Source organism: Desulfovibrio sp. ZJ200, assembly GCF_011039095.1.
Lineage (GTDB): Bacteria > Desulfobacterota > Desulfovibrionia > Desulfovibrionales > Desulfovibrionaceae > Desulfovibrio.
Genome location: NZ_JAAKEH010000016.1, coordinates 19,289 through 40,440, shown reverse-complemented (window position 1 = coordinate 40,440; position 21,152 = coordinate 19,289). Strand labels below are relative to the sequence as shown.

32 protein-coding genes and 1 tRNA gene are annotated in these 21,152 nt (G+C 62.7%); 8 read left to right on the top strand and 25 right to left on the bottom strand.

Translation table 11 applies throughout. The annotated features are described in order from the left end of the window. Position 1: 1 nt before the first annotated feature. From rpsE to G7Y52_RS14915, 20 genes are all read right to left on the bottom strand, one after another. Positions 2 to 514, bottom strand: coding sequence for a 30S ribosomal protein S5 (gene rpsE, locus G7Y52_RS06540; RefSeq protein WP_165068341.1), 513 nt, complete (start codon positions 512 to 514; stop codon positions 2 to 4). 1 nt (position 515) lies between these two features. Continuing rightward, positions 516 to 875, bottom strand: a complete 360-nt coding sequence (gene rplR / locus G7Y52_RS06535) for a 50S ribosomal protein L18 (RefSeq protein WP_165068337.1) — start codon at positions 873 to 875, stop codon at positions 516 to 518. Positions 876 to 885: 10 nt separating this feature from the next. After that, positions 886 to 1,425 carry a 50S ribosomal protein L6 gene (gene rplF / locus G7Y52_RS06530; protein ID WP_165068333.1) on the bottom strand — a complete coding sequence of 180 codons (540 nt, stop codon included), beginning with the start codon at positions 1,423 to 1,425 and terminating at the stop codon, positions 886 to 888. A gap of 10 nt (positions 1,426 to 1,435) precedes the next feature. Beyond that, entirely contained in the window at positions 1,436 to 1,816 is a 381-nt protein-coding gene (gene rpsH / locus G7Y52_RS06525; protein WP_165068329.1) for a 30S ribosomal protein S8, read from the bottom strand. Between the two features lie 104 nt (positions 1,817 to 1,920). Next, entirely contained in the window at positions 1,921 to 2,106 is a 186-nt protein-coding gene (locus G7Y52_RS06520) for a type Z 30S ribosomal protein S14 (RefSeq protein WP_165068326.1), read from the bottom strand. A gap of 151 nt (positions 2,107 to 2,257) precedes the next feature. Then, positions 2,258 to 2,797: a 50S ribosomal protein L5 gene (gene rplE / locus G7Y52_RS06515; protein WP_165068323.1), complete on the bottom strand. Its 540-nt coding sequence runs from the start codon at positions 2,795 to 2,797 to the stop codon at positions 2,258 to 2,260. A 9-nt stretch (positions 2,798 to 2,806) separates the two neighbouring features. Continuing rightward, complete coding sequence (gene rplX, locus G7Y52_RS06510) at positions 2,807 to 3,139, bottom strand: 50S ribosomal protein L24 (protein WP_165068320.1); 333 nt, start codon at positions 3,137 to 3,139, stop codon at positions 2,807 to 2,809. A 9-nt stretch (positions 3,140 to 3,148) separates the two neighbouring features. Next, complete coding sequence (rplN, locus tag G7Y52_RS06505; protein WP_022658157.1) at positions 3,149 to 3,517, bottom strand: 50S ribosomal protein L14; 369 nt, start codon at positions 3,515 to 3,517, stop codon at positions 3,149 to 3,151. Positions 3,518 to 3,526: 9 nt separating this feature from the next. Beyond that, complete coding sequence (gene rpsQ / locus G7Y52_RS06500; protein WP_165068317.1) at positions 3,527 to 3,790, bottom strand: 30S ribosomal protein S17; 264 nt, start codon at positions 3,788 to 3,790, stop codon at positions 3,527 to 3,529. A gap of 2 nt (positions 3,791 to 3,792) precedes the next feature. Next, positions 3,793 to 4,023 (bottom strand): 50S ribosomal protein L29, encoded by a 231-nt coding sequence (gene rpmC / locus G7Y52_RS06495; RefSeq protein ID WP_165068313.1) that lies wholly within the window; start codon positions 4,021 to 4,023, stop codon positions 3,793 to 3,795. Position 4,024: 1 nt separating this feature from the next. Next, complete coding sequence (gene rplP, locus G7Y52_RS06490) at positions 4,025 to 4,438, bottom strand: 50S ribosomal protein L16 (protein WP_165068309.1); 414 nt, start codon at positions 4,436 to 4,438, stop codon at positions 4,025 to 4,027. Beyond that, positions 4,438 to 5,079 (bottom strand): 30S ribosomal protein S3, encoded by a 642-nt coding sequence (gene rpsC, locus G7Y52_RS06485; RefSeq protein ID WP_165068305.1) that lies wholly within the window; start codon positions 5,077 to 5,079, stop codon positions 4,438 to 4,440. The genes rplP and rpsC overlap by 1 nt, the downstream gene beginning before the upstream one ends. Before the next feature lie 3 nt (positions 5,080 to 5,082). Then, positions 5,083 to 5,421 carry a 50S ribosomal protein L22 gene (gene rplV, locus G7Y52_RS06480; protein WP_165068300.1) on the bottom strand — a complete coding sequence of 113 codons (339 nt, stop codon included), beginning with the start codon at positions 5,419 to 5,421 and terminating at the stop codon, positions 5,083 to 5,085. Positions 5,422 to 5,430: 9 nt separating this feature from the next. Then, positions 5,431 to 5,715 (bottom strand): 30S ribosomal protein S19, encoded by a 285-nt coding sequence (gene rpsS / locus G7Y52_RS06475; protein ID WP_165068282.1) that lies wholly within the window; start codon positions 5,713 to 5,715, stop codon positions 5,431 to 5,433. Between the two features lie 9 nt (positions 5,716 to 5,724). Further along, positions 5,725 to 6,573, bottom strand: coding sequence for a 50S ribosomal protein L2 (gene rplB, locus G7Y52_RS06470; RefSeq protein ID WP_165068277.1), 849 nt, complete (start codon positions 6,571 to 6,573; stop codon positions 5,725 to 5,727). Between the two features lie 2 nt (positions 6,574 to 6,575). Then, on the bottom strand, positions 6,576 to 6,866 hold the full coding sequence (gene rplW / locus G7Y52_RS06465; protein WP_165068270.1) for a 50S ribosomal protein L23: 291 nt from the start codon (positions 6,864 to 6,866) through the stop codon (positions 6,576 to 6,578). A gap of 1 nt (position 6,867) precedes the next feature. Further along, a complete protein-coding gene (rplD, locus tag G7Y52_RS06460) occupies positions 6,868 to 7,500 on the bottom strand; it encodes a 50S ribosomal protein L4 (RefSeq protein WP_165068267.1) in 633 nt (210 codons plus the stop codon). Between the two features lie 10 nt (positions 7,501 to 7,510). Continuing rightward, positions 7,511 to 8,140 carry a 50S ribosomal protein L3 gene (gene rplC, locus G7Y52_RS06455; RefSeq protein ID WP_165068262.1) on the bottom strand — a complete coding sequence of 210 codons (630 nt, stop codon included), beginning with the start codon at positions 8,138 to 8,140 and terminating at the stop codon, positions 7,511 to 7,513. 12 nt (positions 8,141 to 8,152) lie between these two features. Then, positions 8,153 to 8,470, bottom strand: coding sequence for a 30S ribosomal protein S10 (rpsJ, locus tag G7Y52_RS06450; protein ID WP_022658146.1), 318 nt, complete (start codon positions 8,468 to 8,470; stop codon positions 8,153 to 8,155). Between the two features lie 323 nt (positions 8,471 to 8,793). Next, complete coding sequence (locus G7Y52_RS14915) at positions 8,794 to 9,201, bottom strand: hypothetical protein (protein WP_206215219.1); 408 nt, start codon at positions 9,199 to 9,201, stop codon at positions 8,794 to 8,796. Positions 9,202 to 9,499: 298 nt separating this feature from the next. Between G7Y52_RS14915 and G7Y52_RS06445 the strand changes: the two genes are divergently transcribed. Beyond that, positions 9,500 to 10,861: a response regulator gene (locus tag G7Y52_RS06445; RefSeq protein WP_165068255.1), complete on the top strand. Its 1,362-nt coding sequence runs from the start codon at positions 9,500 to 9,502 to the stop codon at positions 10,859 to 10,861. A gap of 100 nt (positions 10,862 to 10,961) precedes the next feature. On the opposite strand, the gene ftsY is transcribed toward G7Y52_RS06445, so the two are convergent. From ftsY to queF, 4 genes are all read right to left on the bottom strand, one after another. Further along, on the bottom strand, positions 10,962 to 12,329 hold the full coding sequence (gene ftsY / locus G7Y52_RS06440) for a signal recognition particle-docking protein FtsY (RefSeq protein WP_165068247.1): 1,368 nt from the start codon (positions 12,327 to 12,329) through the stop codon (positions 10,962 to 10,964). 35 nt (positions 12,330 to 12,364) lie between these two features. Beyond that, positions 12,365 to 13,417: a hypothetical protein gene (locus G7Y52_RS06435; RefSeq protein ID WP_241159622.1), complete on the bottom strand. Its 1,053-nt coding sequence runs from the start codon at positions 13,415 to 13,417 to the stop codon at positions 12,365 to 12,367. Further along, positions 13,410 to 15,251, bottom strand: a complete 1,842-nt coding sequence (locus G7Y52_RS06430) for a lipid II flippase MurJ (protein WP_165068243.1) — start codon at positions 15,249 to 15,251, stop codon at positions 13,410 to 13,412. Before G7Y52_RS06430 ends, G7Y52_RS06435 begins: the two co-directional genes overlap by 8 nt. A 162-nt stretch (positions 15,252 to 15,413) precedes the next feature. After that, positions 15,414 to 15,914 carry a preQ(1) synthase gene (gene queF / locus G7Y52_RS06425; RefSeq protein ID WP_165068240.1) on the bottom strand — a complete coding sequence of 167 codons (501 nt, stop codon included), beginning with the start codon at positions 15,912 to 15,914 and terminating at the stop codon, positions 15,414 to 15,416. Between the two features lie 384 nt (positions 15,915 to 16,298). Between queF and G7Y52_RS06420 the strand changes: the two genes are divergently transcribed. The 7 genes from G7Y52_RS06420 to G7Y52_RS06390 all read left to right on the top strand — a co-directional run bounded on the left by G7Y52_RS06420 (position 16,299) and on the right by G7Y52_RS06390 (position 20,474). Continuing rightward, positions 16,299 to 17,135, top strand: coding sequence for a MogA/MoaB family molybdenum cofactor biosynthesis protein (locus G7Y52_RS06420; RefSeq protein ID WP_165068236.1), 837 nt, complete (start codon positions 16,299 to 16,301; stop codon positions 17,133 to 17,135). A 60-nt stretch (positions 17,136 to 17,195) separates the two neighbouring features. After that, a complete protein-coding gene (locus tag G7Y52_RS06415) occupies positions 17,196 to 18,065 on the top strand; it encodes a 4-hydroxybenzoate octaprenyltransferase (RefSeq protein ID WP_165068233.1) in 870 nt (289 codons plus the stop codon). A gap of 165 nt (positions 18,066 to 18,230) precedes the next feature. Next, positions 18,231 to 18,848: a ribosome biogenesis factor YjgA gene (gene yjgA / locus G7Y52_RS06410; RefSeq protein ID WP_165068230.1), complete on the top strand. Its 618-nt coding sequence runs from the start codon at positions 18,231 to 18,233 to the stop codon at positions 18,846 to 18,848. Beyond that, on the top strand, positions 18,835 to 19,164 hold the full coding sequence (locus G7Y52_RS06405) for a hypothetical protein (protein ID WP_165068227.1): 330 nt from the start codon (positions 18,835 to 18,837) through the stop codon (positions 19,162 to 19,164). Before yjgA ends, G7Y52_RS06405 begins: the two co-directional genes overlap by 14 nt. 27 nt (positions 19,165 to 19,191) lie before the next feature. Next, a tRNA-Thr gene (locus G7Y52_RS06400) sits at positions 19,192 to 19,267 on the top strand. A gap of 66 nt (positions 19,268 to 19,333) precedes the next feature. Continuing rightward, positions 19,334 to 19,681 carry a DMT family protein gene (locus G7Y52_RS06395; protein WP_165068223.1) on the top strand — a complete coding sequence of 116 codons (348 nt, stop codon included), beginning with the start codon at positions 19,334 to 19,336 and terminating at the stop codon, positions 19,679 to 19,681. Between the two features lie 10 nt (positions 19,682 to 19,691). Continuing rightward, on the top strand, positions 19,692 to 20,474 hold the full coding sequence (locus G7Y52_RS06390; RefSeq protein ID WP_165068219.1) for a TSUP family transporter: 783 nt from the start codon (positions 19,692 to 19,694) through the stop codon (positions 20,472 to 20,474). A 24-nt stretch (positions 20,475 to 20,498) separates the two neighbouring features. Here G7Y52_RS06390 and G7Y52_RS06385 read toward each other — a convergent pair whose 3' ends face one another. Next, a complete protein-coding gene (locus G7Y52_RS06385; RefSeq protein ID WP_165068216.1) occupies positions 20,499 to 21,140 on the bottom strand; it encodes a DNA-3-methyladenine glycosylase 2 family protein in 642 nt (213 codons plus the stop codon). Positions 21,141 to 21,152 lie beyond the last annotated feature (12 nt).

Genomic DNA, 21,152 nt, shown 5'->3' with positions numbered 1-21,152 from the left:
GCTACTTCCTCGGAGCTTCCAGTTTCTTGCCGCGCAAAGCCGACACGTCATCGGCGCTGCGCAGGGAAACAAGGCCCTGTATGGTGGCGCGAAGCACGTTATGCGGATTGTTGGTGCCGATGGCCTTGGCCAGCACGTCGTGCACGCCCACTGCTTCCATCACGGCGCGCACTGCGCCCCCGGCAATAATGCCCGTGCCTTTGGAGGCGGGCTTGAGCATGACCCGGCCCGCGCCGAAACGGCCCAGCACTTCATAGGGCAGGGTGCCTTCCAGCAGGGGAATCCGCACGCGGTTCTTGCGCGCGCGCTCGGTGGCCTTGCGCAGAGCCTCGGGCACTTCCTGGGCTTTGCCCAGGCCAAAGCCCACGCCGCCCTTGCCGTCGCCCACCACCACCAGGGCGCTGAAGCTGAAACGGCGTCCGCCTTTGACCACTTTGGCCACACGGTTCAGGGAGACGATCTTTTCGATTTCGCCCAATTCGTTCTGCTGAGTCTCTGTATTTTCCTGACGCATATTAGAACTCCAGGCCGCCTTCGCGCGCGCCGTCAGCTACGGCTTTGACGCGACCGTGATAAAGATAGCCGTTGCGATCAAATACCACCTGATCGATATTCTTTTCCTTGGCCAGACGGGCAATTTCCTTGCCGACCCGTTCCGCGCCGCTCTTGTTGCAGCGCATGTCGGGTTCGGTTTTGGAAAGCGTAAGGGTGGAGGCGGCAACCAGGGTCGCGCCTTCCAGATCATCGACGATCTGGGCGTAAATATGCATGTTCGACCTGTAAACCACAAGACGCGGGCGTGCCGCTGAACCGTTGACCTTTTTGCGGATGCGGACCTTGCGGCGCTGCCGGGATTCATTTTTGGTATATTTCATGACGCAACCCCTACTTCTTGCCGCCGGACTTGCCCACCTTGCGGCGGATGGTCTCGGTCGCATACTTGATGCCCTTGCCCTTGTAGGGTTCAGGCTTGCGGATCCGGCGGATCCTGGCAGCCAGTTCGCCGACCAGTTCCTTGTCCGTGCCGCTGATGGTCAGCACCTGGCCTTCAACGCCGGCCTTGATCCCGTCGGGCAACTCCACCAGCACGGGGTGGGAATAGCCAACGGCCAGCTCAATGATATTGCCCTTGACGGCGACGCGGTAGCCCACGCCGATGACTTCCAGGGCCTTGGAAAAGCCCTTGGTCACGCCTTCTATGCAATTGGCCAGCAATGTGCGGCGCAGCCCGTGCTGCGAACGGCTCTCGCGGCTTTCTTCCAAACGGCTCACAGTCACATGGCCGTCGGCCAGTTCATATTTGAGCAGGGAGCAGACAGGCGTGCTCAACGAACCCTTGGGGCCTTTCACTTCCACAACGTCCGTTCCGATCCTGACTTCAACGCCATTGGGAACGGGAATGGGCAGTTTACCTATGCGAGACATAACGCACCGCCTACCAGATTTCACACAGAAGTTCGCCGCCCACCTTCTTCTCATGGGCGGACATGCCGTCCAGCACGCCGCTGGACGTGGACAGAATGCAAATGCCGAGGCCGTTCTGCACCTTGGGGATCTGGCGCGAATTCACATAGACCCGGCGACCGGGCGTACTGATGCGCTTCAGGCCCGAAATGACGGGCTTGCCCTTCTGGTATTTGAGGGTGATGGTAATGTCTTTGTCGGCCACGGCCACGTCTTCGACGTAACCTTCCTGCTTGAGGATGGCGGCTAACGCTTCCTTCATCTTCGAGCGCGGCACATTCACTTCCTTGTGCAGGGCCAAATGTGCGTTGCGGATACGGGTCAACATATCCGCAATAGGATCTGTCAACATCGAAAGCTCCTGAACGTTTGGGGAGCGGGGTTGACGGCCCCATGCCGCCACTTCCCGCAGGCGCGGTGGCCCGCGCCGCATCGGACGCGCGTGCGCCCGAAAAATTACCAGCTCGACTTGCGAACGCCGGGCAATTCGCCGCGCAGGGCCATATTGCGGAAGCAAATACGGCAGAGGCCGAAATGGCGAAGATATGCCCTGGACCGCCCGCACACCGGGCAGCGGTTATAGGCGCGCGAACTGAATTTGGGCTTGCGTTTGGCCTTCACTTCCAGCGAAGTACGCGACATACGATTACTCCTGACTAAGTTTAAAACGCTTCACTCAGCCGCACGGATTCTGCTGCCGTTGACGGGTGGGCGTTCACTCTCTGCTGTCGATGCCCGCGCCTGCGGGCCGTCTGCCGGCCGCGAAAACGACCGCCGGGCAATGAAAAACGCCCTATTTGCGAAACGGCATACCCAACTGATCCAGAAGGAACTTGCCTTCTTTGTCCGTGGCCGCCGAGGTGACGATAGTGATGTTCATGCCCTTGGGATTTTCCACACGATCAATTTCCAACTCGGGAAAGATCGTATGCTCCTTGATGCCCAGAGTGAAGTTGCCGCGCCCGTCAAAGCCGCGATCCGGGATGCCGCGAAAGTCGCGCACCCGGGGCAAGGCAAAATTCACGAGCTTATCCAGGAAATCCCACATCCGATCCTTGCGCAGCGTGACGCGGGCGCCGATGGGCATGCCCTCACGCAGCTTAAAGGCCGCAATGGACTTTTTGGCGCGAGTCACGACAGCCTTCTGGCCGGCAATGGCAGTCAATTCCGCCACGGCTTCTTCCATCAGCTTGTTGTTCTGGCTGGCGGCGCCAAGGCCGATGTTCAGAGAGATTTTTTCAATTCCGGGCAATTGCATGGGAGAGGTATAGCTGAACTCCTTCTGCAGTACCGGAACCACTTTCTCCCTATATATCTTTTCAAGGCGTGTCATCGTATCACCTTATTCCATGACTTCGTTGCACTTTTTACAGAAGCGCACTTTCTTTTGCTTGCCCTCGGACTCGATGGTCTTGTAGCCGACGCGCGTAGCCTTGCCGCAGGCAGAGCAAACCACCATGACATTGGAAATGTGGAGGGGCATTTCCTTCTCCACGATGCCGCCGGGTTGCTGGGCATAGGGGTTGGGCCGCATGTGACGCTTGGCCATGTTGGTCTTTTCCACCAGCACGCGATCCTTTTTGCGCAGGATCTTGAGCACCTTGCCGATTTTGCCCGCGTCCTTGCCGGTGATCACCATCACCTTGTCGTCCTTGCGGATGCGATACATTTTCATGACGGTCTCCTACAGCACTTCCGGGGCAAGGGAAATGATCTTCATGAAGTTCTGAGCGCGCAGCTCACGGGCCACAGGGCCGAAGATGCGCGTGCCCACGGGCTCGCCCTGGTTGGAGAGCAGCACGGCGGCATTGCCGTCAAACTTGATGTAACTGCCGTCCATGCGCCGCACTTCCTTGGCGGTGCGCACGATCACGGCCTTCATCACGTCGCCCTTCTTCACCTTGCTGTGGGGCATGGCCTCCTTGACGGAAACCACAATGATGTCGCCTACCGAGGCGTAACGACGGTGCGAACCGCCCAGCACCTTGATGCAGGCCACCTTTTTGGCGCCGGAATTATCGGCCACCTGAAGCGTTGATTCTACCTGGATCATGGCACTACCCTACACGGCTTTTTCAATGATGGAGACCAGATGCCAGCGCTTGTTGCGCGACATGGGGCGGAACTCCACAATTTTGACCTTGTCGCCCATACCGCATTCGTTCATGGGATCATGTGCCGTGAACTTCTTGCGGCGCCTCACATACTTTTTCAGCAGAGGGTGCTTGACCAGGGTCTCAACGCGCACGACAATGGTTTTGTCGTTCTTGTCGCTCACGACAACGCCGGTCAACATTCTGCCCTTGCGATCTTCCAGAGCTTGCATCTTCAGGCCCTCTGTTCCTTTTCGTTCAATACGGTCTCAATGCGCGCCACCTGCTTCCGCATGGCTTTGAGCTCGGAAGTCTTTTCAAGCTGCGCCGCGGCATGCTTGAAGCGGGCGTTCATCAGATCCCGGCGCTGCTCGGCGAGCTTGCCGCGCAAATCATCCACGCTCAAGGAACGCAGCTCCGCAATCGTGGCCCGGGTGGCCTTTTCATTCTTTTTCTTGGCAGCCATCTCAGAGGCCCTCCCTCACCACAATAATGGTCTTCACGGGCAGCTTGTGCGCAGCGCGGGTCAGCGCCTCGCGGGCCAGATCCAGGCTGACGCCCTTGATTTCATAGAGCACGCGACCGGGCTTGACCGGGGCGCACCAGCCCACGGGCGCGCCCTTGCCCGAACCCTGCCGGGTTTCCAAAGGCTTGGCCGTGACCGGGCGATCCGGAAAGACGCGTATCCAGACTTTGCCGCCGCGCTTGATGTGGCGCATCATGGCGATACGCGCAGCCTCAATCTGCTGGCTGGACAAATGCCCATGCTGCACAGCCTTCAGACCGATATCGCCGAAGGCGATGGTGGACCCGCGCGAAGCCAGCCCGCGCAAGCGGCCTTTCTGCCACTTGCGGAATTTAACTTTTTTGGGCGCAAGCATTATTGTTCAACCTCTTTGTCAAGGATTTCACCCTTGTAGATCCACACCTTGACGCCGATAATGCCATAGGTGGTGCGCGCTTCGGCAAAACCGAAGTCAATGTCGGCGCGCAGGGTCTGCAAGGGCACGCGGCCGTCGCGGTACCATTCAGTGCGGGCAATTTCGGCCCCGGCCAGGCGGCCGGCGCAGGTCACCTTGATGCCTTCGCCGCCGAACTTGCGGGCCATGGACACGGTGCGCTTCATGGCGCGCCGGAAGGCCACGCGGCGCTCCAGCTGCTGGGCGATATTCTCGGCCACGAGCTGGGCGTCCACTTCGGGACGGCGGATTTCATTCACTTCCAGGGAGAACTCGCGCCCGAACTTCTGGCGCAGATCCCCGCGCAATTTTTCGATTTCCGCGCCCTTGCGCCCGATCACGATGCCGGGACGGGCCGTGGAAAGGATCAGGCGCACCTTGCCGCCTGCGCGCTCGATCTCGATTTTGGCCAGCCCCGCATGATAGAGGAGCTTTTTGACGAACGCGCGGATTTTGCTGTCTTCGTAGACAAAGGCAGGGTAGTCCTTCTTGCTGAACCAGCGGGACTGCCAGTTCTTGTTGTACCCAAGCCGGAAGCCGAACGGATGTACTTTCTGACCCATAGCCTATTCCTGCCCTTCTGCGAGTATGACGGTGACGTGGCTGGTGCGCTTGTGAATCTTGCTGGCCCGCCCCTGTGCGCGGGGCATGAAGCGCTTCCAGGAAGGGCCTTCGTTGACCACAACTTCCTTCACCACCATGGCGTCCACATCCACGCCGCCCAGTTGCGAGGCGTTGGCCAGAGCGCTCTTGAGCACGCCGTAAATCACGCCCGCGGACTTGTTGGGGGTGAAGCGCAGGATGTTCATGGCATCCTCCACCCCAAGGCCCTGCACGTTCCTGGCCACAAGCCGGGTCTTGCGCGGCGAGACGCGCTGGAACTTCGCAATAGCTTTCGATTCCATAGTGTTACCCTACTTCTTGCCGGCCTTGGCCTTTTTGTCGGCGGCATGCCCGTGGAAGGTCCGGGTGGGCGAAAATTCGCCCATCTTGTGGCCAACCATGTTTTCGGTGACGAACACCGGCACGAACTTTTTGCCATTGTGCACCGCAAAGGTCAGCCCCACCATTTCCGGCAGGATGGTCGAGCGGCGCGACCAGGTCTTGAGCACGCGGCGATCGTTGTTGGCCACCGCGTTATCGACCTTTTTCATCAAATGGCCGTCCACGAACGGCCCTTTTTTCAATGATCTCGGCATGAGCTACTCCTACTTCTGGCCGCGGCGTTTGATAATCAGCCGGGAAGAGGCCTTCTTCCTGTCGCGGGTCTTGTACCCCTTGGCGGGCATGCCCCACGGCGACACAGGATGACGGCCGCCGGAACTTCTGCCCTCGCCGCCGCCCAGGGGGTGATCGATGGGGTTCATGGCCACGCCGCGCACCTGGGGCCGACGGCCCAGCCAGCGGTTGCGCCCGGCCTTGCCCAGCGAGATGTTTTCGTGGTGGATATTGCCCACCTGGCCCACGGTGGCCGTGCAGGCGGCCAGCACCTTGCGCACTTCGCCCGAGGGCAGGCGCAAGAGAGCGTATTTGCCCTCTTTGGCCACCAGTTGCGCGTAGGCTCCGGCGGCGCGGCAGAGTTGCCCGCCCTTGCCGGGATAGAGCTCCACGTTGTGAATCACAGTGCCTACGGGAATACGCGACATTTCCAGGGCATTGCCGGGTTTGATGTCGGCCGTGGCGCCGTTGCGCGCGTTGACGCCGCTCATCACCACATCGCCCTGTTTCAGGCCCACAGGCGCGAGGATATAGCGTTTTTCGCCGTCGGCATAGTGCAGAAGCGCGATACGGGCCGTGCGGTTGGGATCATACTCGATTTCCGCCACCCTGGCTTCGACGCCGGTCTTGTCACGCTTGAAATCAATGATGCGGTACAGACGCTTCACGCCGCCGCCGCGACGGCGGCTGGTGACGCGGCCCAGATTGTTGCGCCCGGCCTTTTTGGACAGGCCTTCGGTGAGCGACTTCTCAGGGCGCGTCCGGGTGATTTCCTCAAAGTCGGAAACCGTCTGGAAGCGACGCCCGGCGGAGGTCGGTTTCAGCTTGCGGACAGCCATGATTACACTCCCTCGAAGAACTCGATTTTATCGCCCTGGCGCAGCGTCACATACGCTTTTTTCCAGCCGGGCTTGCGACCGACGACGCGGCCCTGGCGCTCCCGATCCGAGGGCGCCCGGCGCACTACGTTGACCGCTTCCACTTTCACGTCAAAAGCCTGTTCCACGGCTTGCTTGATCTCAAGCTTGTTGGCCCCGGGGTGGACATAAAAAGCCACCTGCTGCACCGTGTCCTTGAGCAGGGTCGTTTTTTCCGTCAGCAGAGGCTTGAGCAAAACAGAGGTGATTTCCATCTTAAGCCCCCTTTTTGGCGAAACGCGCCTGCACCGGCGCCACAGCCTCTTCCAGAAGCACAAGCTGCTTGTGCTTGAGGATTTCCAGCACACTCAGGCGCTCGGGCGTGGTCAGCGTCAGCCCCGGAATATTGCGGGCCGAACGGATCAGCGCACTGTTTTCCTCGGGCGCCACGATCAGCGCCTTGTCCAGCCCCAGAGCGCCGGCCACCCTGGCAAAGTGCCTGGTCTTGGCTTCAGGCAGCTCAATGGCCTTGACCACCAGCAGGCTATCGCCGGCCAGGCGGCTTGAGAGAGCCATCTTAAGGGCCAGGGAACGCACTTTGCTGTTCACCTTGAAGGCGTAGTCACGGGGGCTGGGTCCAAAGATGATCGCGCCGCCGCGCCAGACGGGCGAGCGGTTGGAGCCCGAGCGCGCGCGGCCGGTGCCCTTCTGCTTCCAGGGCTTCACGCCGCCGCCGGAGACAAAGGCCCGGGTTTTGGCGTTGTGCGTGCCGGCGCGCCTGGCCGCCATCTGAGCCCGCACCACGAGGTTGAGGATTTCCGGCCTCACCTCGATCTCGAACACGTCGGGAGCCAGCGTCAACTCGCCGCTTTCCTGTTTGTTCTGGTCATATACTTTCACGGTAGCCATGTCGCTTCCCCTACTGCTTGCGGATCAGCACCAGCCCGTTCTTGGGGCCGGGCACGGAACCTTTGACCAGAATGACGTTGTCCTCGGGACGCACGTCGACAATCAGAAGGCCCGTTTCCGTCACGGTTTCATTGCCCCAATGGCCCGCCATCTTGCGTCCCTTGAAGACGTGGCCGGGGAAGGTGTTGTTGCCCACCGAGCCATTGTTGCGGTGCACCTTTTCGCAGCCGTGCGTATCCTTGGAGCCGGCAAAATTCCAGCGGCGCATGCGCCCCTGGTAGCCTTTGCCCACGCTTTTGCCGGTCACCTTGACCACTTCGCCCGCGGCAAACATGTCCACCGTGAGCTCCTGGCCAAGCTGCTGCTCGGGCTCGCCGTTGAGGCGGATTTCATGCAGATGACGAAAAAGCCCTTTGCCGGCCTTGGCAAAATGCCCCTGCAGAGGCTTGGTGACATGCTTTTCCCTGGCCGCGGTCAGCGCGATCTGCAAAGCGTTGTAGCCGTCCGTTTGCACGGTTTTCACCTGGGTGACGGGGCAGGGCCCGGCCTCAATCACCGTGACGGCCACTGCGGCGCCGTCGCCGGCAAAGACGCGGGTCATACCAAGCTTGCGACCCAAAATTCCCATTTTCTCAGCCATGACTGCCTCTCGCTAGAGCTTGATTTCCACGTCCACACCGGCGGGCAAGGAGAGCTTGCCCAGCGCGTCGACGGTCTGCTGCGTGGGTTCCAGGATATCCATGAGCCGCTTGTGGATGCGCATTTCAAACTGCTCACGAGACTTTTTGTCCACATGCACGGAACGCTGCACGGTGTACTTGTGAATGTTGGTGGGCAGGGGAATGGGCCCCGCCACGCCGGCGCCGGTATTGCGCGCCGTATCCACGATTTCCGCAACGGCTTTGTCCAGGATGCGGTAATCGTAGGCTTTGAGCTTGATCCGAATGCGATCGCTGCTAACTGTCGTCATTGTGCCTACTCCGTTTGCAAAAACATCCCGCGGGGCCACATGGCCGGATTGGCGCGGGTTCCTTCACAGCATACGCGGGCCATAAGACATGCCCCGAAGGCCGACCTCACCCTGACGGAAAGACGCAGCAAGGACTGCATAAGGGGCTGCGCGAAAACGCGCGCATCACACCCGGCTGGCGGGAAATTCGGAAGATAGTGGAGGCCCGAGCGCTCCCGCATCATCCGTGTGACGCTCCCCGGCGCAGCCCAGGCCATGCCGCCGCAAGAATACGGCGGCGAGGCGGTCCCGCAGGGTCACCAAATGGGGTTTACCCCCCTACCTTACAGCCCCGGGTCACTCGCCGGCCTTGCGGTCGCGCGGTGGGGTCCGTCTTCGGGCTGGAACGGCTCGACATTTTCCGGCATTTGGCAACGCCTGCGAATGTCAAAACCCGTGAGCGGCGTATGGAGCCAGAGGCATCCAAACCGCTTCGGGGCGCAGCAGGACAGGCTCGACCTGTCCTTCCCTGCCGTCCAGGGAATGCCCTTTTTAAAGAGAAATACATTGGGGCGAGGGTTTTTGTAGCCAAAAGCAGCGCGACCGTCAAGCTTTTGCCAAAAAAATTTGCTTTCCATCACCAGCTTGCCGGACAAGACTTGCAGACAGTCTTGTTCTGCCCTGCCGTGTCCGCCCGGCACATGACGACGCGCCTGAAAAAGGCGCAGGGCAGACGCGGGATTTCTTGACATGCTCAACACCCGGGCCTATAAAAATTTAATTATTTTGGCCAAATTGTCCGCACTTTTTCTCCTTGGCGCAGCAGTTGTCGTAAACAGGCTCCGGACGCTTTCAACGCGCATTTTGCCAGGCAGGCCGGTAATCCGCGCAGCCTGCCGCCGGGCATCGTGACGCGTGCTGACCGCAGCGCCGCGTTTCCGTCGTTCTGGAGGCAGGCGCAGCGTCCCTGGCGGCCGCAGGCCTGCCCGCCGAAATTTTCGTAACGTCTATCAGCCGGCGATTGTTCTGTCCGCGACAGCAGGAGTCGTCATGCCTCTCGATCACGCCCAAAAGGCAAAGCAGAATTCGTATGAGGATACGGTCATCAACTATATGTCCAAAGAAAACGGGCATGTCATTGTTCTGAGCGACGATCAGGCTTTTTCCACCCAGTTGCGCCTGACTCTGGCCAAGGAACTGGGCCTCTCCTCCCCGAACATGCTCACCGCTCTTTTGGACCCTCACCAATTGCTGCGCGTTCTCAGGGAGGTGACGCCCAGGCATCCGACCCCGATCCTTTTTCTGGAACGAAAAATGGGCGGCCAGGATCTCAGTTTTCTGGTCAATCAGATCAAGCAGGCCTACACCAAGCTGCGGATCATTGTTCTGACCACAGACGTGCAGCGGGACAGGCTCATGCTCCTGCACGAGGTGGGCGCGGACAACTTTATTGCCAAGCCCGTTTCAGCCAATACGCTGATCGAAAAAATGGCTTTTACGCTCAAGCCCCAAAGCAAGCTTGGCCAGGCCATTGACAAGGCCAAGGAGCTGCTGGCGCAAAAGCACTATCCCGAAGCCCTGGCCGCCTGCCAGAAAATCCTTGAGTTCAAGCCCGACAGCTCGGCGGCCTACCTGGTCATCGGCGACACGCAGCGCGCTTTGCGGGAGTATGACAAAGCGCGCGTCGCCTATGAAACGGCCGCCAGTTCCGCGGAGCTCTACCTTGCACCTTTGCAACGCCTGGCGGAGATGTACGGCGAGCTGGGCGACAAAGCCATGCAGTTGCGCTACCTGCAAAAACTGGACAGCATCTCGCCGCTTAACGTCAACCGCAAAGTGAGTCTCGGTGAAATCCATCTGTCCATGGGCGAGCCGGAAAAAGCCGAAGAGCTGTTTGACAAAGCCGTGGCCCAGGTGACCAAGGACGCCATGGCCGGCATCAGCTCGCTGTCCGGACGCATTGCCGCCATCTATGCGGATCACGATCCGGCCAAGGCCGAAAAATTTCTGCGCAACAGCCTGCAGGTCAAGGGCAAGTTTCTTTCCAAAAGCGACATCGCGCTTTTCAACCAGTTGGGCATCAGCCTGCGCAAGCAGGGCCGCTGGAAAGACGCGATCATCGAATACAAGCGGGCCATCAAAATTGCGCCCGAGGACGAGAATCTGTATTACAATGTGGGCATGGCCTTTGCCGAGGGCGCGGACTTTTTGCAGGCCAAAGCCAATCTGCTCAAGGCCCTTGAGCTCAACCCGGATGTGCCGCGCGCAAGCCCGACCATTGCCTATAATTTCGGCGCGGTCTTCCTGCAATCCAAGGAGCGCGCGCGGGCGGCGCAGTATTTTCAGCTGGCTCTGGAGTTGCGCCCCGATTTCCAGGCCGCCCGGGACGGGCTCAAGCGAGCCAGGGGCTGAGCGGAGTCGCGCCCTGTCTGCCGCCCCCGTCACGCCTGCCGGGCTGAACGCATTGTCGCGGGAGGTCCACCGCGAGGCTGTTTCAGGGCGCGCAGGCGCGTCAGGCGCGCCCCCCGCCGCCCGGCTGCCCCAGCAAGGCGCGGGCGTAATCCGCGCCGTTGAAGGGGCGCAGATCCTCCAGCTTTTCGCCCAGGCCCACGAAGGTGATCGGCAGATGATGCTGCATGGCCACGGCAATGGCCACCCCGCCCTTGGCCGTGCCGTCCAGCTTGGTCAGGATCAGCTCGTCCACGCCCGCGGCTTCCTTGAAGAGTTTGGTCTGTGAAAGGGCATTTTGCCCCGTGGTGGCGTCAATGACCAAAATGCTGCGGTGCGGCGCGCCGGGATGCTTCTTTCCAAGCACCTGGCGGATCTTGGTCAGTTCCTCCATGAGGTTGACCTTGGTCTGCAAACGACCGGCTGTATCCACAAAGAGCACGTCCACGCCTTCTTTCACCGCGCGATCCACGGCCTCATAGGCCACGGCGGCCGGGTCCGAGCCCGCGGGACGGGCATGAAAAAGCGCGCCCACCCGTTCCGCCCAGACCTGAAGCTGCTCAATGGCCGCGGCCCGAAACGTGTCCGCAGCGGCAATCATCACCGTTTTGCCCTGCATCCTGGCCCGATGGGCCAACTTGGCGATGGTTGTGGTCTTGCCCACGCCGTTGACCCCGATCAGCAGCACCACTTCCGGCGGGTTTACGGCCATGATGCGGCGCGGCGCGCGGAAAATCTCTTCCAGCTCGGCCATGAGCAGCTCGCGCGCCTGCGCGGCCTGGCTGACTTTTTCCCTGCGGGCCCGCTCCCTGAGGCGCTGTACCAGTTCCAGAGAGGCCTCGTAGCCCAGGTCGGCCATGATGAAGAGTTCTTCAAGCTCCTCCCAAAAGGCCTCGTCCAGCTCGCCGTGACCGGCAAACAATTTGTCCAGACCGCGCGCAAACTGCTCTCGCGTGCGTGAAAGCCCTTCGCTGATCTTCAGGAACAAACGGTTGCGCTCATCCTCCTCGTCTTCCAGATCCAGGGCCAAAGCCAGACGGTACTGCAATTCCGAGCGGAACTCCTCCACCTGCCTGTATTCCATGCGCGCGAGCCAGCCCTGAAAATCAGCCACAAAGGCGGCTGCCTCGCCCTCGGGCGCGTCCAGAGCGCGCAGCAAAAACTCCAGCCGCTGCCAGAGCAGATCTCCGGCCTGATCCACGCCCTCGAGAATGATCCCGAGCCAGACCGAAAGCCGGGGCTCGGCCTCGCGCAGGCGTAGCGTCAACGCTTCGTCGTTGGCGACCGCAGGGGAAGCAGCGGCTACAGCCCTGTCAGGCGCGGCCGCGGCAGGCGTCTGCCGCGCGTCTTCGGCTCGCGGCGCTTTTTCAGATTTCGCGCCTGCCGAATGCGTGCCCCCGAATATCCTTTTAACGGCTGAAAAAAATCCCATAGCTGCTCCTTGTTCTTGTGGCCGCAGGCCGCGGCTCAGCCCAGGGCGGCCAGCACCTCTTCCAGGGCGGTCAGGCATTCCTCCACAGCCAGAGCCGTGGTTTCGCACTGCGGATCATTGAGCGCCGCCTGCATGTGGCGGGCAGCCCCGGTCAGCCGCACCGCGCCCAGACAAGGCGCGGCCTTTTCCAGCATCTGCCCCAGACGGCACAGGGCCGCCGTCTCGCCCTCGTCGTACAGGCGGCTGAGCACTGCCGGCGCGGACGCGAAGGTCTGGCGAAACAAACCCGCGGTCACCTGCCAGGCTTCGCGATGTTTGCATTGAAAGTTCCTGCCCAGGGAAGGGTTGACCGCCACGGGAGCGCGGATCGCAGCCTCGGCAGACCCCGCTGCCGGGGGACCGTCTCCCGTCGGGGTACCCAGCCCGAGCGTCAGCTTCTCGCCGCTGCCGCGCGCGGGGTCCGTATCCCGGCCCTCAAGACGGCGGGCGAGCAGTCGCCGCGCGCGCGCCAGATCGCCCCACTGCCAGAGCAGCAGCCACAAGATCCCGGTGAGGAAAAGAGCTGCCAGACCGAAACGCCAGACTTCCCGGCGCGCGGCGAGCGCCAGCTCCTCCTCGCTCAAACGGGGCGAAAGATAGACTTCCACCGAGCCGACACTCCTGCCCTCCATTTTGAGCGGATTCATGCCCTGCACTGTGTTTTCCGGGATCTCGTCGTCCCAGGGCACGGGTTCCCACTGGTAATTGCGGCGCTGGCCTTCCAGCATGCCCTGTTGGGTCTGCACCTTGACCGCGTAGATGCTGTCGTCTTCCAGGGCGGCCATGACAATGGTCCGGGCCGTGAGCTCGTCCAGCTCCCAGGCGGGCAGCGAAAGGAGAGCGGCCAGTTGCGCGGCCATGCGCCCCGCTTCGCTGCTCAGCCGGTTTTCAACATCCTGGCGGCTGCTGTGCAGACTCCAGAGACCGAGGAGCAGAAAAAGCAGCATGCCGCCGGCCCATACGGCCAGCGCCAGCCAACGGCGTGTACAATGCGCGATACAGGGCATATCCTGCTTGCGCGCAAAAACCTTGCAGCACTTCTCAGTCATGGGAATGCTCTCCCTTCCCGCAAACGGACGGCCTGTGGGACCTCTGCCGCCGACGCCCGCAAAACGACGCGGCAGCGGCGATTCTATCGGATCTTCCGGCGAAGCGGGCGGCGCGCAGGCGGCCTGCCAGAATCGCCAGATCCGCATTGCCCAGCAGGGCAAGGCAAGACGCCCAGGCCGCCAGACCGGTCGCAATGGCCGTTGCCAGCCCCGGCCAGACGCCCAGACCCTCCATTGCCTGTAAAACCGCCCAGGCCGCCAGACCGGCCGCTGCGGCTGCCGCCGCCTGCTGCGTCACTATGCGCGCGGGCAAAAGCGGCGAATTTTGGCCCGACCGCCTCAGGCTTTGCCGCACATCCCGCCACAGCAGGCCGCTTTGCAGCCAGAGCCCGAGGCTCACTGCCAGGGCAGGAGCAAGCGTGAGCCATGCCGCAGGGAGACTATGGATCAGCGCGGCTCCGGCCGCAAGTGTGGCCGCCACGGCCCAGGCCGCGCTGGCGGCCGTGCGATGCGTCCTGCCCAGAGCATTGCAGGCCGACAGCAAACTCCGGTTGAGCGCGAAGGCGGGCAGGCCCGGCAAATAGGCCCAGAGAGCCAGGCCGGTCTCGCGCGCGGCCTGGGCGTTAAAAGCCCCGTGCCGCAAAAGGGCGTCCACCAGCGCCGGGCCCACGGCCCAGAGCCCCGCGGCTGCGGGCAGGCTGAAGAGCAACGTATAGCGCAGGGCCAGACCGAGATGCCCGGCAAAGTCCGCGAAATTTTTTTCCTCCGCAGAGCGGCTCAGGGCAGGCAGGCTGGCCATGCCGAGACAGACGCCCACCAGCCCGAGCGGCAGTTCCAGCAGACGCTCGGCGTAATACAGGGCCGCCACCTGCCCCCGCCCAAGGCCCGAGGCCAGGCTCATGGCCGCCAGCATGGCCAGTTGGGGCGCGGCGGCCCCCAGCAGGCCCGCGGGCAGGCGCGCCAGACAGCGCCAGGCCATGCGCCCGCAATCCTGCGCGGCAGCTTTTGTAGCCGGATGCGGGGCGGCGGGCAAAGATTGCGGCTCCGCGTCGGGCGCGCCTGCGCGATCATCCGGGCCTGGACCCGCGGACCCGGGCAAGAGGCGCTGCAAGGCCAGCCATTGCGCCAGCCATTGCGTCATGCCGCCGCAAAGCATGCCCAGGGCCAGGGCCGTTGCGGGCGGCCCGATCCCCAGGGCGGCCGCTGCGGCGAAAAGCAGCATGGTCAGGTTGAAGAGCGCCGGTGAAAGCGCGGGCAGCCAGAAAACCTCCATGCTGTGCAGCAGAGCCATGCCCAGAGCGGCCATGCCCGCGGCCAGCAGATACGGCAGGCAGATACGCAGCAAGTCCACCGCTCGCGCCGCTTCCGGCACGGAAAAGCCCGGGGCCAGAACGGCGATCAGCCAGGGCGCGGCCACAAGCCCGAGCACGGTCAGCAGCGTCAGCGCGCACGCCAGGCGCGGGGCCAGGGCCGCGGCCAGTCCGGCCAGAATCTGGCGTTGCCGCCGCTCCTGCTCCCCGGCGGCCACGGGGCTGGCCTCGCGATCCCGTCCCGCGGAGCAGTTCTTGTGCCGGGAGTGCCGCACCAGCCCGGCGGTGAGGGTCATGGACAAAGAACCCTCGCCCAAAAGACGACGCAGCACATGCGGCAGGCGCATGGCCGCCACCAGGGCGTCCGCCGCCGCGCCGCCGCCCAGAAGCCAGGCCATGCTCATGTCCCGGGCCAGGCCCAGCAGGCGCGACAAGAGAGTAAAGCCCCCGATCAACGCGGCTGCGCGCAGCACCCGCTCCCGGCCGGGAGAGAGCGCGCCGTGCTTGTCCTCATGGTCCGGCATGTCCGTGCGTCACGTCCTTGTTGCCGATTTTCCCGCGCCCGGCAGGCCCTGTCAGGTCAGCCGAAGCTCAGAGGCAGTTTACAGGATAGAGCCATGCGTCTTTCCAAACAAGGGCCGCGGGCGGCATGTCAGAGCGTTTAGCTCATTTCATTAGCAAAATACCTAAGGCCGGTGCGGATCACATTCCGCCTTCCAGGCCCGCACGGCCTCTTGCACGCGCGCGCTCCGTTCCGCGGGCAACTCCTTGAACGTTTCGGCAAAAACATGGATGCGCGTGCCGCCGCGCGGCGCGAACAGCCCCTTGACCCGGCACCAGCAGGGCGCAAGCAGCGCGTTGCAATCCTCCAGGACTGTATTGGTAATGGTTTCCATAAAAGATTGGTGGTTGCGAAAAGCAAACATATACAACTTGAAGCTTTTGGATTCCACGCAGAGTTCGTCCGGGATGTATTCCACGCTGATCACCCCGCTGTCCGGCTGGCCGGTCACAGGGCAAAGGGAAGTGAACTCGGGAAAGGTTATGCTGATCACATAAGGGCGCTGCGGGTAGCAATTGGGAAAAGCTTCCAGCAGGGCCACGCTGGGGCCGTCTTTGGGGGCGTCCATGCGGCCCGTGCCAAGGACGCGCAGGTTTTGGGTCTGATCCTGGCTGCGGCTGGGCATGCTCATACTCCTTGAAATATTCGGGGACCGGTCGCAGGGCGCGCAAGCGCATTCAGCCCTGGAAGGCCGGTTTGCTTCGGCGTTGGCAAATCATGACACTAACGACGCTGCCAGTGCCCACTGCGCGGCTTTCCTTGTCCTGAGAGCGTTTTGCTCATGACATCAGCTCAACGCTCTCAATTTAGATGCGCCAGCCCTGGGGCCATAGGCGCTACGGACTTGTAACCCATTGCGCTTGCGGCTACAATATCTCATTAGGCTCCTGGCCCGTGCCTCCATGCCGCCTCACGCGCATGGGGCGCAGCCCTCGCGTCGGTTTCTTTGCGGCAGTTTCGCCGTTGCGTCAGGCTCTGGCCCGACGATGGATCTTCTTCGGAGCTCACCATGCGTCTCAGCCTGCGCCTGCATGCCTGCGCCGCCGGGCAATTGCTGCCCCTGATCCCCGGCACTGCGCCGTATCCGCCGCTTTGGCCCGCCCATCGGAGTATGGACCGGCCGTCGCCGGCCCTGCCCCCGCTGCCTGTGGGCGCGAGCCTGCACACTGCGGACGGCGTCGCGCTGCTCAAGGTCACGGGCCGCGTATGGCTGCCTGCCGTGGCCGGACAAGCCGATCCGCACGCCCTGTGCTGCGCCCTGCTCACGGCCCTGACGGATCTCGCGGATTTTCCGGGTGCTGCCGCAACGCCGGATACGCCCGGCAGCCTGATCAGCCTGGAAGTGCGCAAACAGGGCCGCAGTCTGGCCTGGATCACCCTGTCAGACAAGGGTTCGCAAGGGTTGCGCGAGGATTTGAGCGGTCCGGCCATTGCGGAACTGGTGGGCGCAAGCCTGCCGCTTTGCCACAGTCAGGGCTTTCTGCTGCCCGACGAGCCCGGTCCGTTACGCGCCCTGCTGACGGAGCTGGCCCTGGGTCAGGAATACGATCTGATTTGCACCACCGGCGGCACGGGCCTTTCCCCGCGCGACATTGCGCCGCAAGTCACTGCCGCGCTGCTGGATCTGCCCCTTCCCGGCTTCAGCCAGGCCATGCTGGCCGCGAGCCTGGCCAGGACGCCGCGGGCAGCCATCTCCCGCGCCGTGGCCGGAGTGCTCGGCCAAAGCCTGGTGATCAATCTGCCGGGCAGCCGCAAGGCCGTGCTGGAGAATCTGGCCGCCGTGCTGCCCGCGCTGCCGCACGCTCTGGACAAGCTGCACAATGATCCCGCGGACTGCGGCGGCTAGGCGAAAAAGATCCCGGGCGCCGGGATTTTCCTCCTGAACCTTTACGTTGTGGAGAAGGTTATGTCGTTCAGCACGCCTTTGGGCCAATTTGCCGATATTTGCCGGATGATCAAGATCGAGCATTCCGTTTTCGCCCTGCCCTATGCCTGGGCTGGGGCCTTTCTGGCCGCGGGCGGGCTGCCGTCGGCGCGCAGCCTGATCTTTCTGACCATCGGCATGATCGCGGCGCGCTCTTTTGCCATGGCCTTCAATCGTCTGGCGGATCTGCCCTTTGACCGCGACAATCCACGCACGCAAAACCGCCCTCTGGTCACCGGCGCCATCAGCAAGGGGCAGACCTGGGCCTTCTGCGGGCTCATGGCCCTGATTTTCGTTGCGGCCTGCGCCTGTCTGAACAGCCTTTGCCTCTGGCTTTCCATTCCGGCCCTGGTCTTCGCGGCCGCCTACAGCCTGCTCAAACGCTTTACGGCGCTCTGCCATTTCTGGCTCGGGGCCACGCTGGGTCTGGCGCCCCTGGCGGGCTGGATCAGCGTGAACCCGGCGAGCATGCCCCTGACGCCCGTTCTGCTGTTCCTGGCCGTAACCTTCTGGGTGGCGGCCTTCGACATTTACTACGCCTTTCAGGATCTGGACTTTGACCTGGCCTTCGGCCTGTATTCCGCGCCTTCGGTGTACGGCCCGGAGACCTCCCTGGCCCTGGCCGCCTTTTCACATGTGATGACCTCCATCTTTCTTCTGCTCACAGGCTTTGCGGCCGGGCTTTCCTGGCCGTGGTACGCGCTGTGGCTGGGCATTTCCCTGCTTCTGCTCCTGGAGCACCGGCTGATGCGGCCGCAGGATCTGCGCTATGTGAACACGGCCTTTTTCACGCTCAACGGGATCATCTCTCCGGTAGTGCTGGTGGGCGTGCTTCTGGGCATTTATCTGTAAGCAAAGAGTTAGCGGCGGCTTACAAAAGCTGACGCTACAAAACCCGCAGGGTTTTGCGGCGGCGCAGCCGCCGCGCGTGAGCGAAAGGCCACGTTCTTTCGCGAATGATCCTGCAAAAATTTCAAGAAGAGCACGACATGAACTGTTTGCAATCGGATACCAGAGATGCCGCGTAAAAAAAGCTATCAGTGGCGCGCCGGGGACGAAACCGGCGCTGAGCGGCAGGAGAACCGGCCCCCCAGCCGCTCGGCCAACAAACGCCGCAGCCTGGCCTTGCAGGAGCTGGGCGAAGAGCTGACCCGCCTCTCCCCGGCCGCGCGCAGGCAACTTGAGCTGCCGGCGGAGCTCAGCGAGGCTTTGGCGCTCTATGCGGATATTGGCGATCGCGAAGGACGCCGCCGCCAGATGCAGTACATTGGCCGCCTGATGCGCGAGACGGACGCCGAAGCCCTGCGCGCCGCCCTGGCAGCCCGCGCGCAAATCCCGGCTGCCGCCACGGCCCGCTTTCACCAAATCGAGCAATGGCGCGACCGGCTGCTGACCGCCCCGGATACGGAGCTGGACCAGTTGCTGGCAGCCCTGACGCGCATTGAAACGCGCGGGCAGGCGCAGGAAGAGGCGCGCGAAGGAGAGCGCGCAACGGCCAAGGCGGACACAATCCCCACGCCCGAAGAACTGCGCCGCCTGGCGCTGGAAGCGCGCCGCGAGCAGGCCGGGCACCTTGCCCCGCACGCTTCCCGCGCTTTGTTCCGGGCCTTGTCCCGTTTGTGTGCCGCGCGTTGATCCTCGTTTAGAGCATTTTCTCTTTGAAAATGCTCTGCTGACGCGAAAGCGGCAGCCGCCGCAATGCGGCGTACATTCAGGCGAAAACCGCGTTTTTCGCCTGAATGCCACCTTTGACTTTCATAAAAAGTCAAAGGTAATCTGCTCTAGGACCGACCGTCAGCATGCCCGGCCCGGTCAGGCCGGTCAACAGCCTCGCGGCTGCTTGCGCTCACCGCGCCGGCAAAAACCCGGATTCTGCCCCGCGTCTTTTTCCGGCTCCGGTCCCGCTCGAAAAAAAATCCGGCAAGGCCGCTTGACGTCCACGGGCCGATAGGATAAAAGCCGTCTGCGTTACCTGCGCGCCCTTGTAGCTCAGTCGGTAGAGTGCATCCTTGGTAAGGATGAGGTCTCCGGTTCAATCCCGGACAAGGGCTCCAGAAAAATTCCACGCCTATGCCCGCATAGGCGTTTTTTTTCGCGCACGCGGGCAAAGCGAGAAAAAGATGCATATCCCCGTTCCCGTGCTTGCCGTGGGCATGCTCACGCTGGCCAATATCTTCATGACGTTTGCCTGGTACGGACACCTGCGTTACAAGGGCCTGGCCCTGCCGCTGGTCATCGTCACAAGCTGGGGCATCGCCTTTTTTGAGTATCTGCTCCAGGTGCCGGCCAACCGCATGGGCTACGGCTATTTTTCCGTGGCGCAGTTGAAAACCATTCAGGAGGTCATTTCCCTCAGCGTTTTCATGCTGTTTTCCGTGCTCTGGCTGCACGAGCCGCTACGCTGGAATTATATCCTGGGCTTTGCGCTGATCGTGCTGGCAGCCTGGGTGATCTTCAAAGAGTGGTAAGGCGCGCGCCATGCTTTTTGAGCTCAGTCTGAGCACGCTGCTGCTCTGTGCCGGAGCGGCCCTCACGGGCGGCTTTATCGACGCCGTGGCCGGCGGCGGCGGGCTGATCACCATGCCCGCCCTGCTGCTTGCAGGCGTGCCGCCGCATCTGGCCCTGGGCACCAATAAGCTCAGCTCCAGCCTGGGCACCGGCGCGGCGCTGGGCAACTTTGCCCGCAGCCATCTGGTGCTCTGGCGGCCGGCTCTGGCCGGTCTGCCCTTTGCCCTGCTGGGGGCCTACGCGGGCTCAATCCTGACGCTCTATGTGAGCAGCGAAATTCTGGGCAAAATTCTGGTGGGCCTCTTGCCCGTGGGCATGTGCGCCACCCTGCTGCCCAAGAAACAGCGCGAGCAGTCGCCCCGCCCCCTGCAAGGGCCGCTCTTTTGGAGCCTTGTGCCCCTGGTCTGCCTGCTGATCGGCGCGTATGACGGTTTTTTCGGGCCGGGCACAGGCAGCTTTCTGATTCTGGCCTTTCACTGGATTCTGCGCGTGGGGCTGATTGAGGCCTCGGCCACCGCCAAAGTGCTGAACCTGGCTTCCAACCTCGGCGCGGCGGCGGCCTTCATCTGGCACGGCAAGGTGATCTGGCCTCTGGCCCTGGCCATGAGCGTGGGCTCGGTGACCGGCAACTGGCTCGGCAGCCGCACGGCCATCCGGGTAGGCGCCAAAGCCGTGCGCCGTTTCCTGAGCGTCTCCCTGACTCTTCTGCTGCTTACCCTGTTCTGGGAATACTTTCTGGCCCCGGCCCGTTAGCGCGTTTTGCGTCGGCGGCCGGGGTTATTTGCCTGACGCCGGATCGCTCAGCCCGGCCACGGCCCCGCCGGCCACGGCCCAGAGATACAGGCTGGCCACCGTGGCATAGGGGGCATAGCGCCGCCGGTACTTCTCAAAGCGCGCGCGATCTATGACGCGGTGGCGGTAGAGCATGCGCAGGCCGCGCCGGATGGCCAAATCCCCATAACTTATGACATTGGGCCGTTGCAGGGAAAAGGTCATCAGCATCTCCGCGGTCCAGACGCCCACGCCGGGCAGCCGGGAGAGCTCAGCGCAAAGCGCGTCGTCGGGCAGGGCCCGCAGAGCTTCCATATCCAGCTCTCCGCTCAGCGCTCTGGCGGCCGCCGCCTTCATATACGCCACTTTGCGGGAGGAGAGGCCGAAAGCCCGCAAATCCGCCTCCCGCGCCGCATGGATCGCCTGCGGCGTCATTGCGCCGAGCCCGGCGCGCATCCTCGCCCAGATGGTCTGCTGGGCCCTGGTGGCGATCTGCTGGCCCACAATGGCGTGGATCAGGGCTTCGAAAAGATCCGGCATCACTTCGCGCCGCACCGGGCCAAGAGCCTTGATGACGGCTGCCAGACGTTTGTCCCGCGCCGTGAGATGGGCGATTTCTTTTTCGCCGTACTGAAAATAGCAGGCCATTGCGCATCTGCT

What these genes read in the sequence shown, in the direction of transcription:
- G7Y52_RS06395 (WP_165068223.1), top strand. Translation starts at nt 19,334, where the DNA reads ATGCATATCCCCGTTCCCGTGCTTGCCGTGGGCATGCTCACGCTGGCC.
- rplE (WP_165068323.1), bottom strand. Translation starts at nt 2,797, where the DNA reads ATGACACGCCTTGAAAAGATATATAGGGAGAAAGTGGTTCCGGTACTG.
- rpsJ (WP_022658146.1), bottom strand. Translation starts at nt 8,470, where the DNA reads ATGACGACAGTTAGCAGCGATCGCATTCGGATCAAGCTCAAAGCCTAC.
- G7Y52_RS14915 (WP_206215219.1), bottom strand. Translation starts at nt 9,201, where the DNA reads ATGTCAAGAAATCCCGCGTCTGCCCTGCGCCTTTTTCAGGCGCGTCGT.
- rplP (WP_165068309.1), bottom strand. Translation starts at nt 4,438, where the DNA reads ATGCTTGCGCCCAAAAAAGTTAAATTCCGCAAGTGGCAGAAAGGCCGC.
- rpmC (WP_165068313.1), bottom strand. Translation starts at nt 4,023, where the DNA reads ATGGCTGCCAAGAAAAAGAATGAAAAGGCCACCCGGGCCACGATTGCG.
- rplD (WP_165068267.1), bottom strand. Translation starts at nt 7,500, where the DNA reads ATGGCTACCGTGAAAGTATATGACCAGAACAAACAGGAAAGCGGCGAG.
- G7Y52_RS06435 (WP_241159622.1), bottom strand. Translation starts at nt 13,417, where the DNA reads ATGACTGAGAAGTGCTGCAAGGTTTTTGCGCGCAAGCAGGATATGCCC.
- yjgA (WP_165068230.1), top strand. Translation starts at nt 18,231, where the DNA reads ATGCCGCGTAAAAAAAGCTATCAGTGGCGCGCCGGGGACGAAACCGGC.
- rpsS (WP_165068282.1), bottom strand. Translation starts at nt 5,715, where the DNA reads ATGCCGAGATCATTGAAAAAAGGGCCGTTCGTGGACGGCCATTTGATG.
- G7Y52_RS06390 (WP_165068219.1), top strand. Translation starts at nt 19,692, where the DNA reads ATGCTTTTTGAGCTCAGTCTGAGCACGCTGCTGCTCTGTGCCGGAGCG.
- rpsE (WP_165068341.1), bottom strand. Translation starts at nt 514, where the DNA reads ATGCGTCAGGAAAATACAGAGACTCAGCAGAACGAATTGGGCGAAATC.
- queF (WP_165068240.1), bottom strand. Translation starts at nt 15,914, where the DNA reads ATGCCCAGCCGCAGCCAGGATCAGACCCAAAACCTGCGCGTCCTTGGC.
- rplF (WP_165068333.1), bottom strand. Translation starts at nt 1,425, where the DNA reads ATGTCTCGCATAGGTAAACTGCCCATTCCCGTTCCCAATGGCGTTGAA.
- G7Y52_RS06420 (WP_165068236.1), top strand. Translation starts at nt 16,299, where the DNA reads ATGCGTCTCAGCCTGCGCCTGCATGCCTGCGCCGCCGGGCAATTGCTG.
- rplX (WP_165068320.1), bottom strand. Translation starts at nt 3,139, where the DNA reads ATGAAAATGTATCGCATCCGCAAGGACGACAAGGTGATGGTGATCACC.
- rpsH (WP_165068329.1), bottom strand. Translation starts at nt 1,816, where the DNA reads ATGTTGACAGATCCTATTGCGGATATGTTGACCCGTATCCGCAACGCA.
- G7Y52_RS06445 (WP_165068255.1), top strand. Translation starts at nt 9,500, where the DNA reads ATGCCTCTCGATCACGCCCAAAAGGCAAAGCAGAATTCGTATGAGGAT.
- rplC (WP_165068262.1), bottom strand. Translation starts at nt 8,140, where the DNA reads ATGGCTGAGAAAATGGGAATTTTGGGTCGCAAGCTTGGTATGACCCGC.
- rplB (WP_165068277.1), bottom strand. Translation starts at nt 6,573, where the DNA reads ATGGCTGTCCGCAAGCTGAAACCGACCTCCGCCGGGCGTCGCTTCCAG.
- G7Y52_RS06415 (WP_165068233.1), top strand. Translation starts at nt 17,196, where the DNA reads ATGTCGTTCAGCACGCCTTTGGGCCAATTTGCCGATATTTGCCGGATG.
- G7Y52_RS06520 (WP_165068326.1), bottom strand. Translation starts at nt 2,106, where the DNA reads ATGTCGCGTACTTCGCTGGAAGTGAAGGCCAAACGCAAGCCCAAATTC.
- rpsC (WP_165068305.1), bottom strand. Translation starts at nt 5,079, where the DNA reads ATGGGTCAGAAAGTACATCCGTTCGGCTTCCGGCTTGGGTACAACAAG.
- rplV (WP_165068300.1), bottom strand. Translation starts at nt 5,421, where the DNA reads ATGGAATCGAAAGCTATTGCGAAGTTCCAGCGCGTCTCGCCGCGCAAG.
- rplN (WP_022658157.1), bottom strand. Translation starts at nt 3,517, where the DNA reads ATGATCCAGGTAGAATCAACGCTTCAGGTGGCCGATAATTCCGGCGCC.
- G7Y52_RS06385 (WP_165068216.1), bottom strand. Translation starts at nt 21,140, where the DNA reads ATGGCCTGCTATTTTCAGTACGGCGAAAAAGAAATCGCCCATCTCACG.
- rplR (WP_165068337.1), bottom strand. Translation starts at nt 875, where the DNA reads ATGAAATATACCAAAAATGAATCCCGGCAGCGCCGCAAGGTCCGCATC.
- ftsY (WP_165068247.1), bottom strand. Translation starts at nt 12,329, where the DNA reads ATGGGATTTTTTTCAGCCGTTAAAAGGATATTCGGGGGCACGCATTCG.
- G7Y52_RS06430 (WP_165068243.1), bottom strand. Translation starts at nt 15,251, where the DNA reads ATGCCGGACCATGAGGACAAGCACGGCGCGCTCTCTCCCGGCCGGGAG.
- rpsQ (WP_165068317.1), bottom strand. Translation starts at nt 3,790, where the DNA reads ATGCAAGCTCTGGAAGATCGCAAGGGCAGAATGTTGACCGGCGTTGTC.
- rplW (WP_165068270.1), bottom strand. Translation starts at nt 6,866, where the DNA reads ATGGAAATCACCTCTGTTTTGCTCAAGCCTCTGCTGACGGAAAAAACG.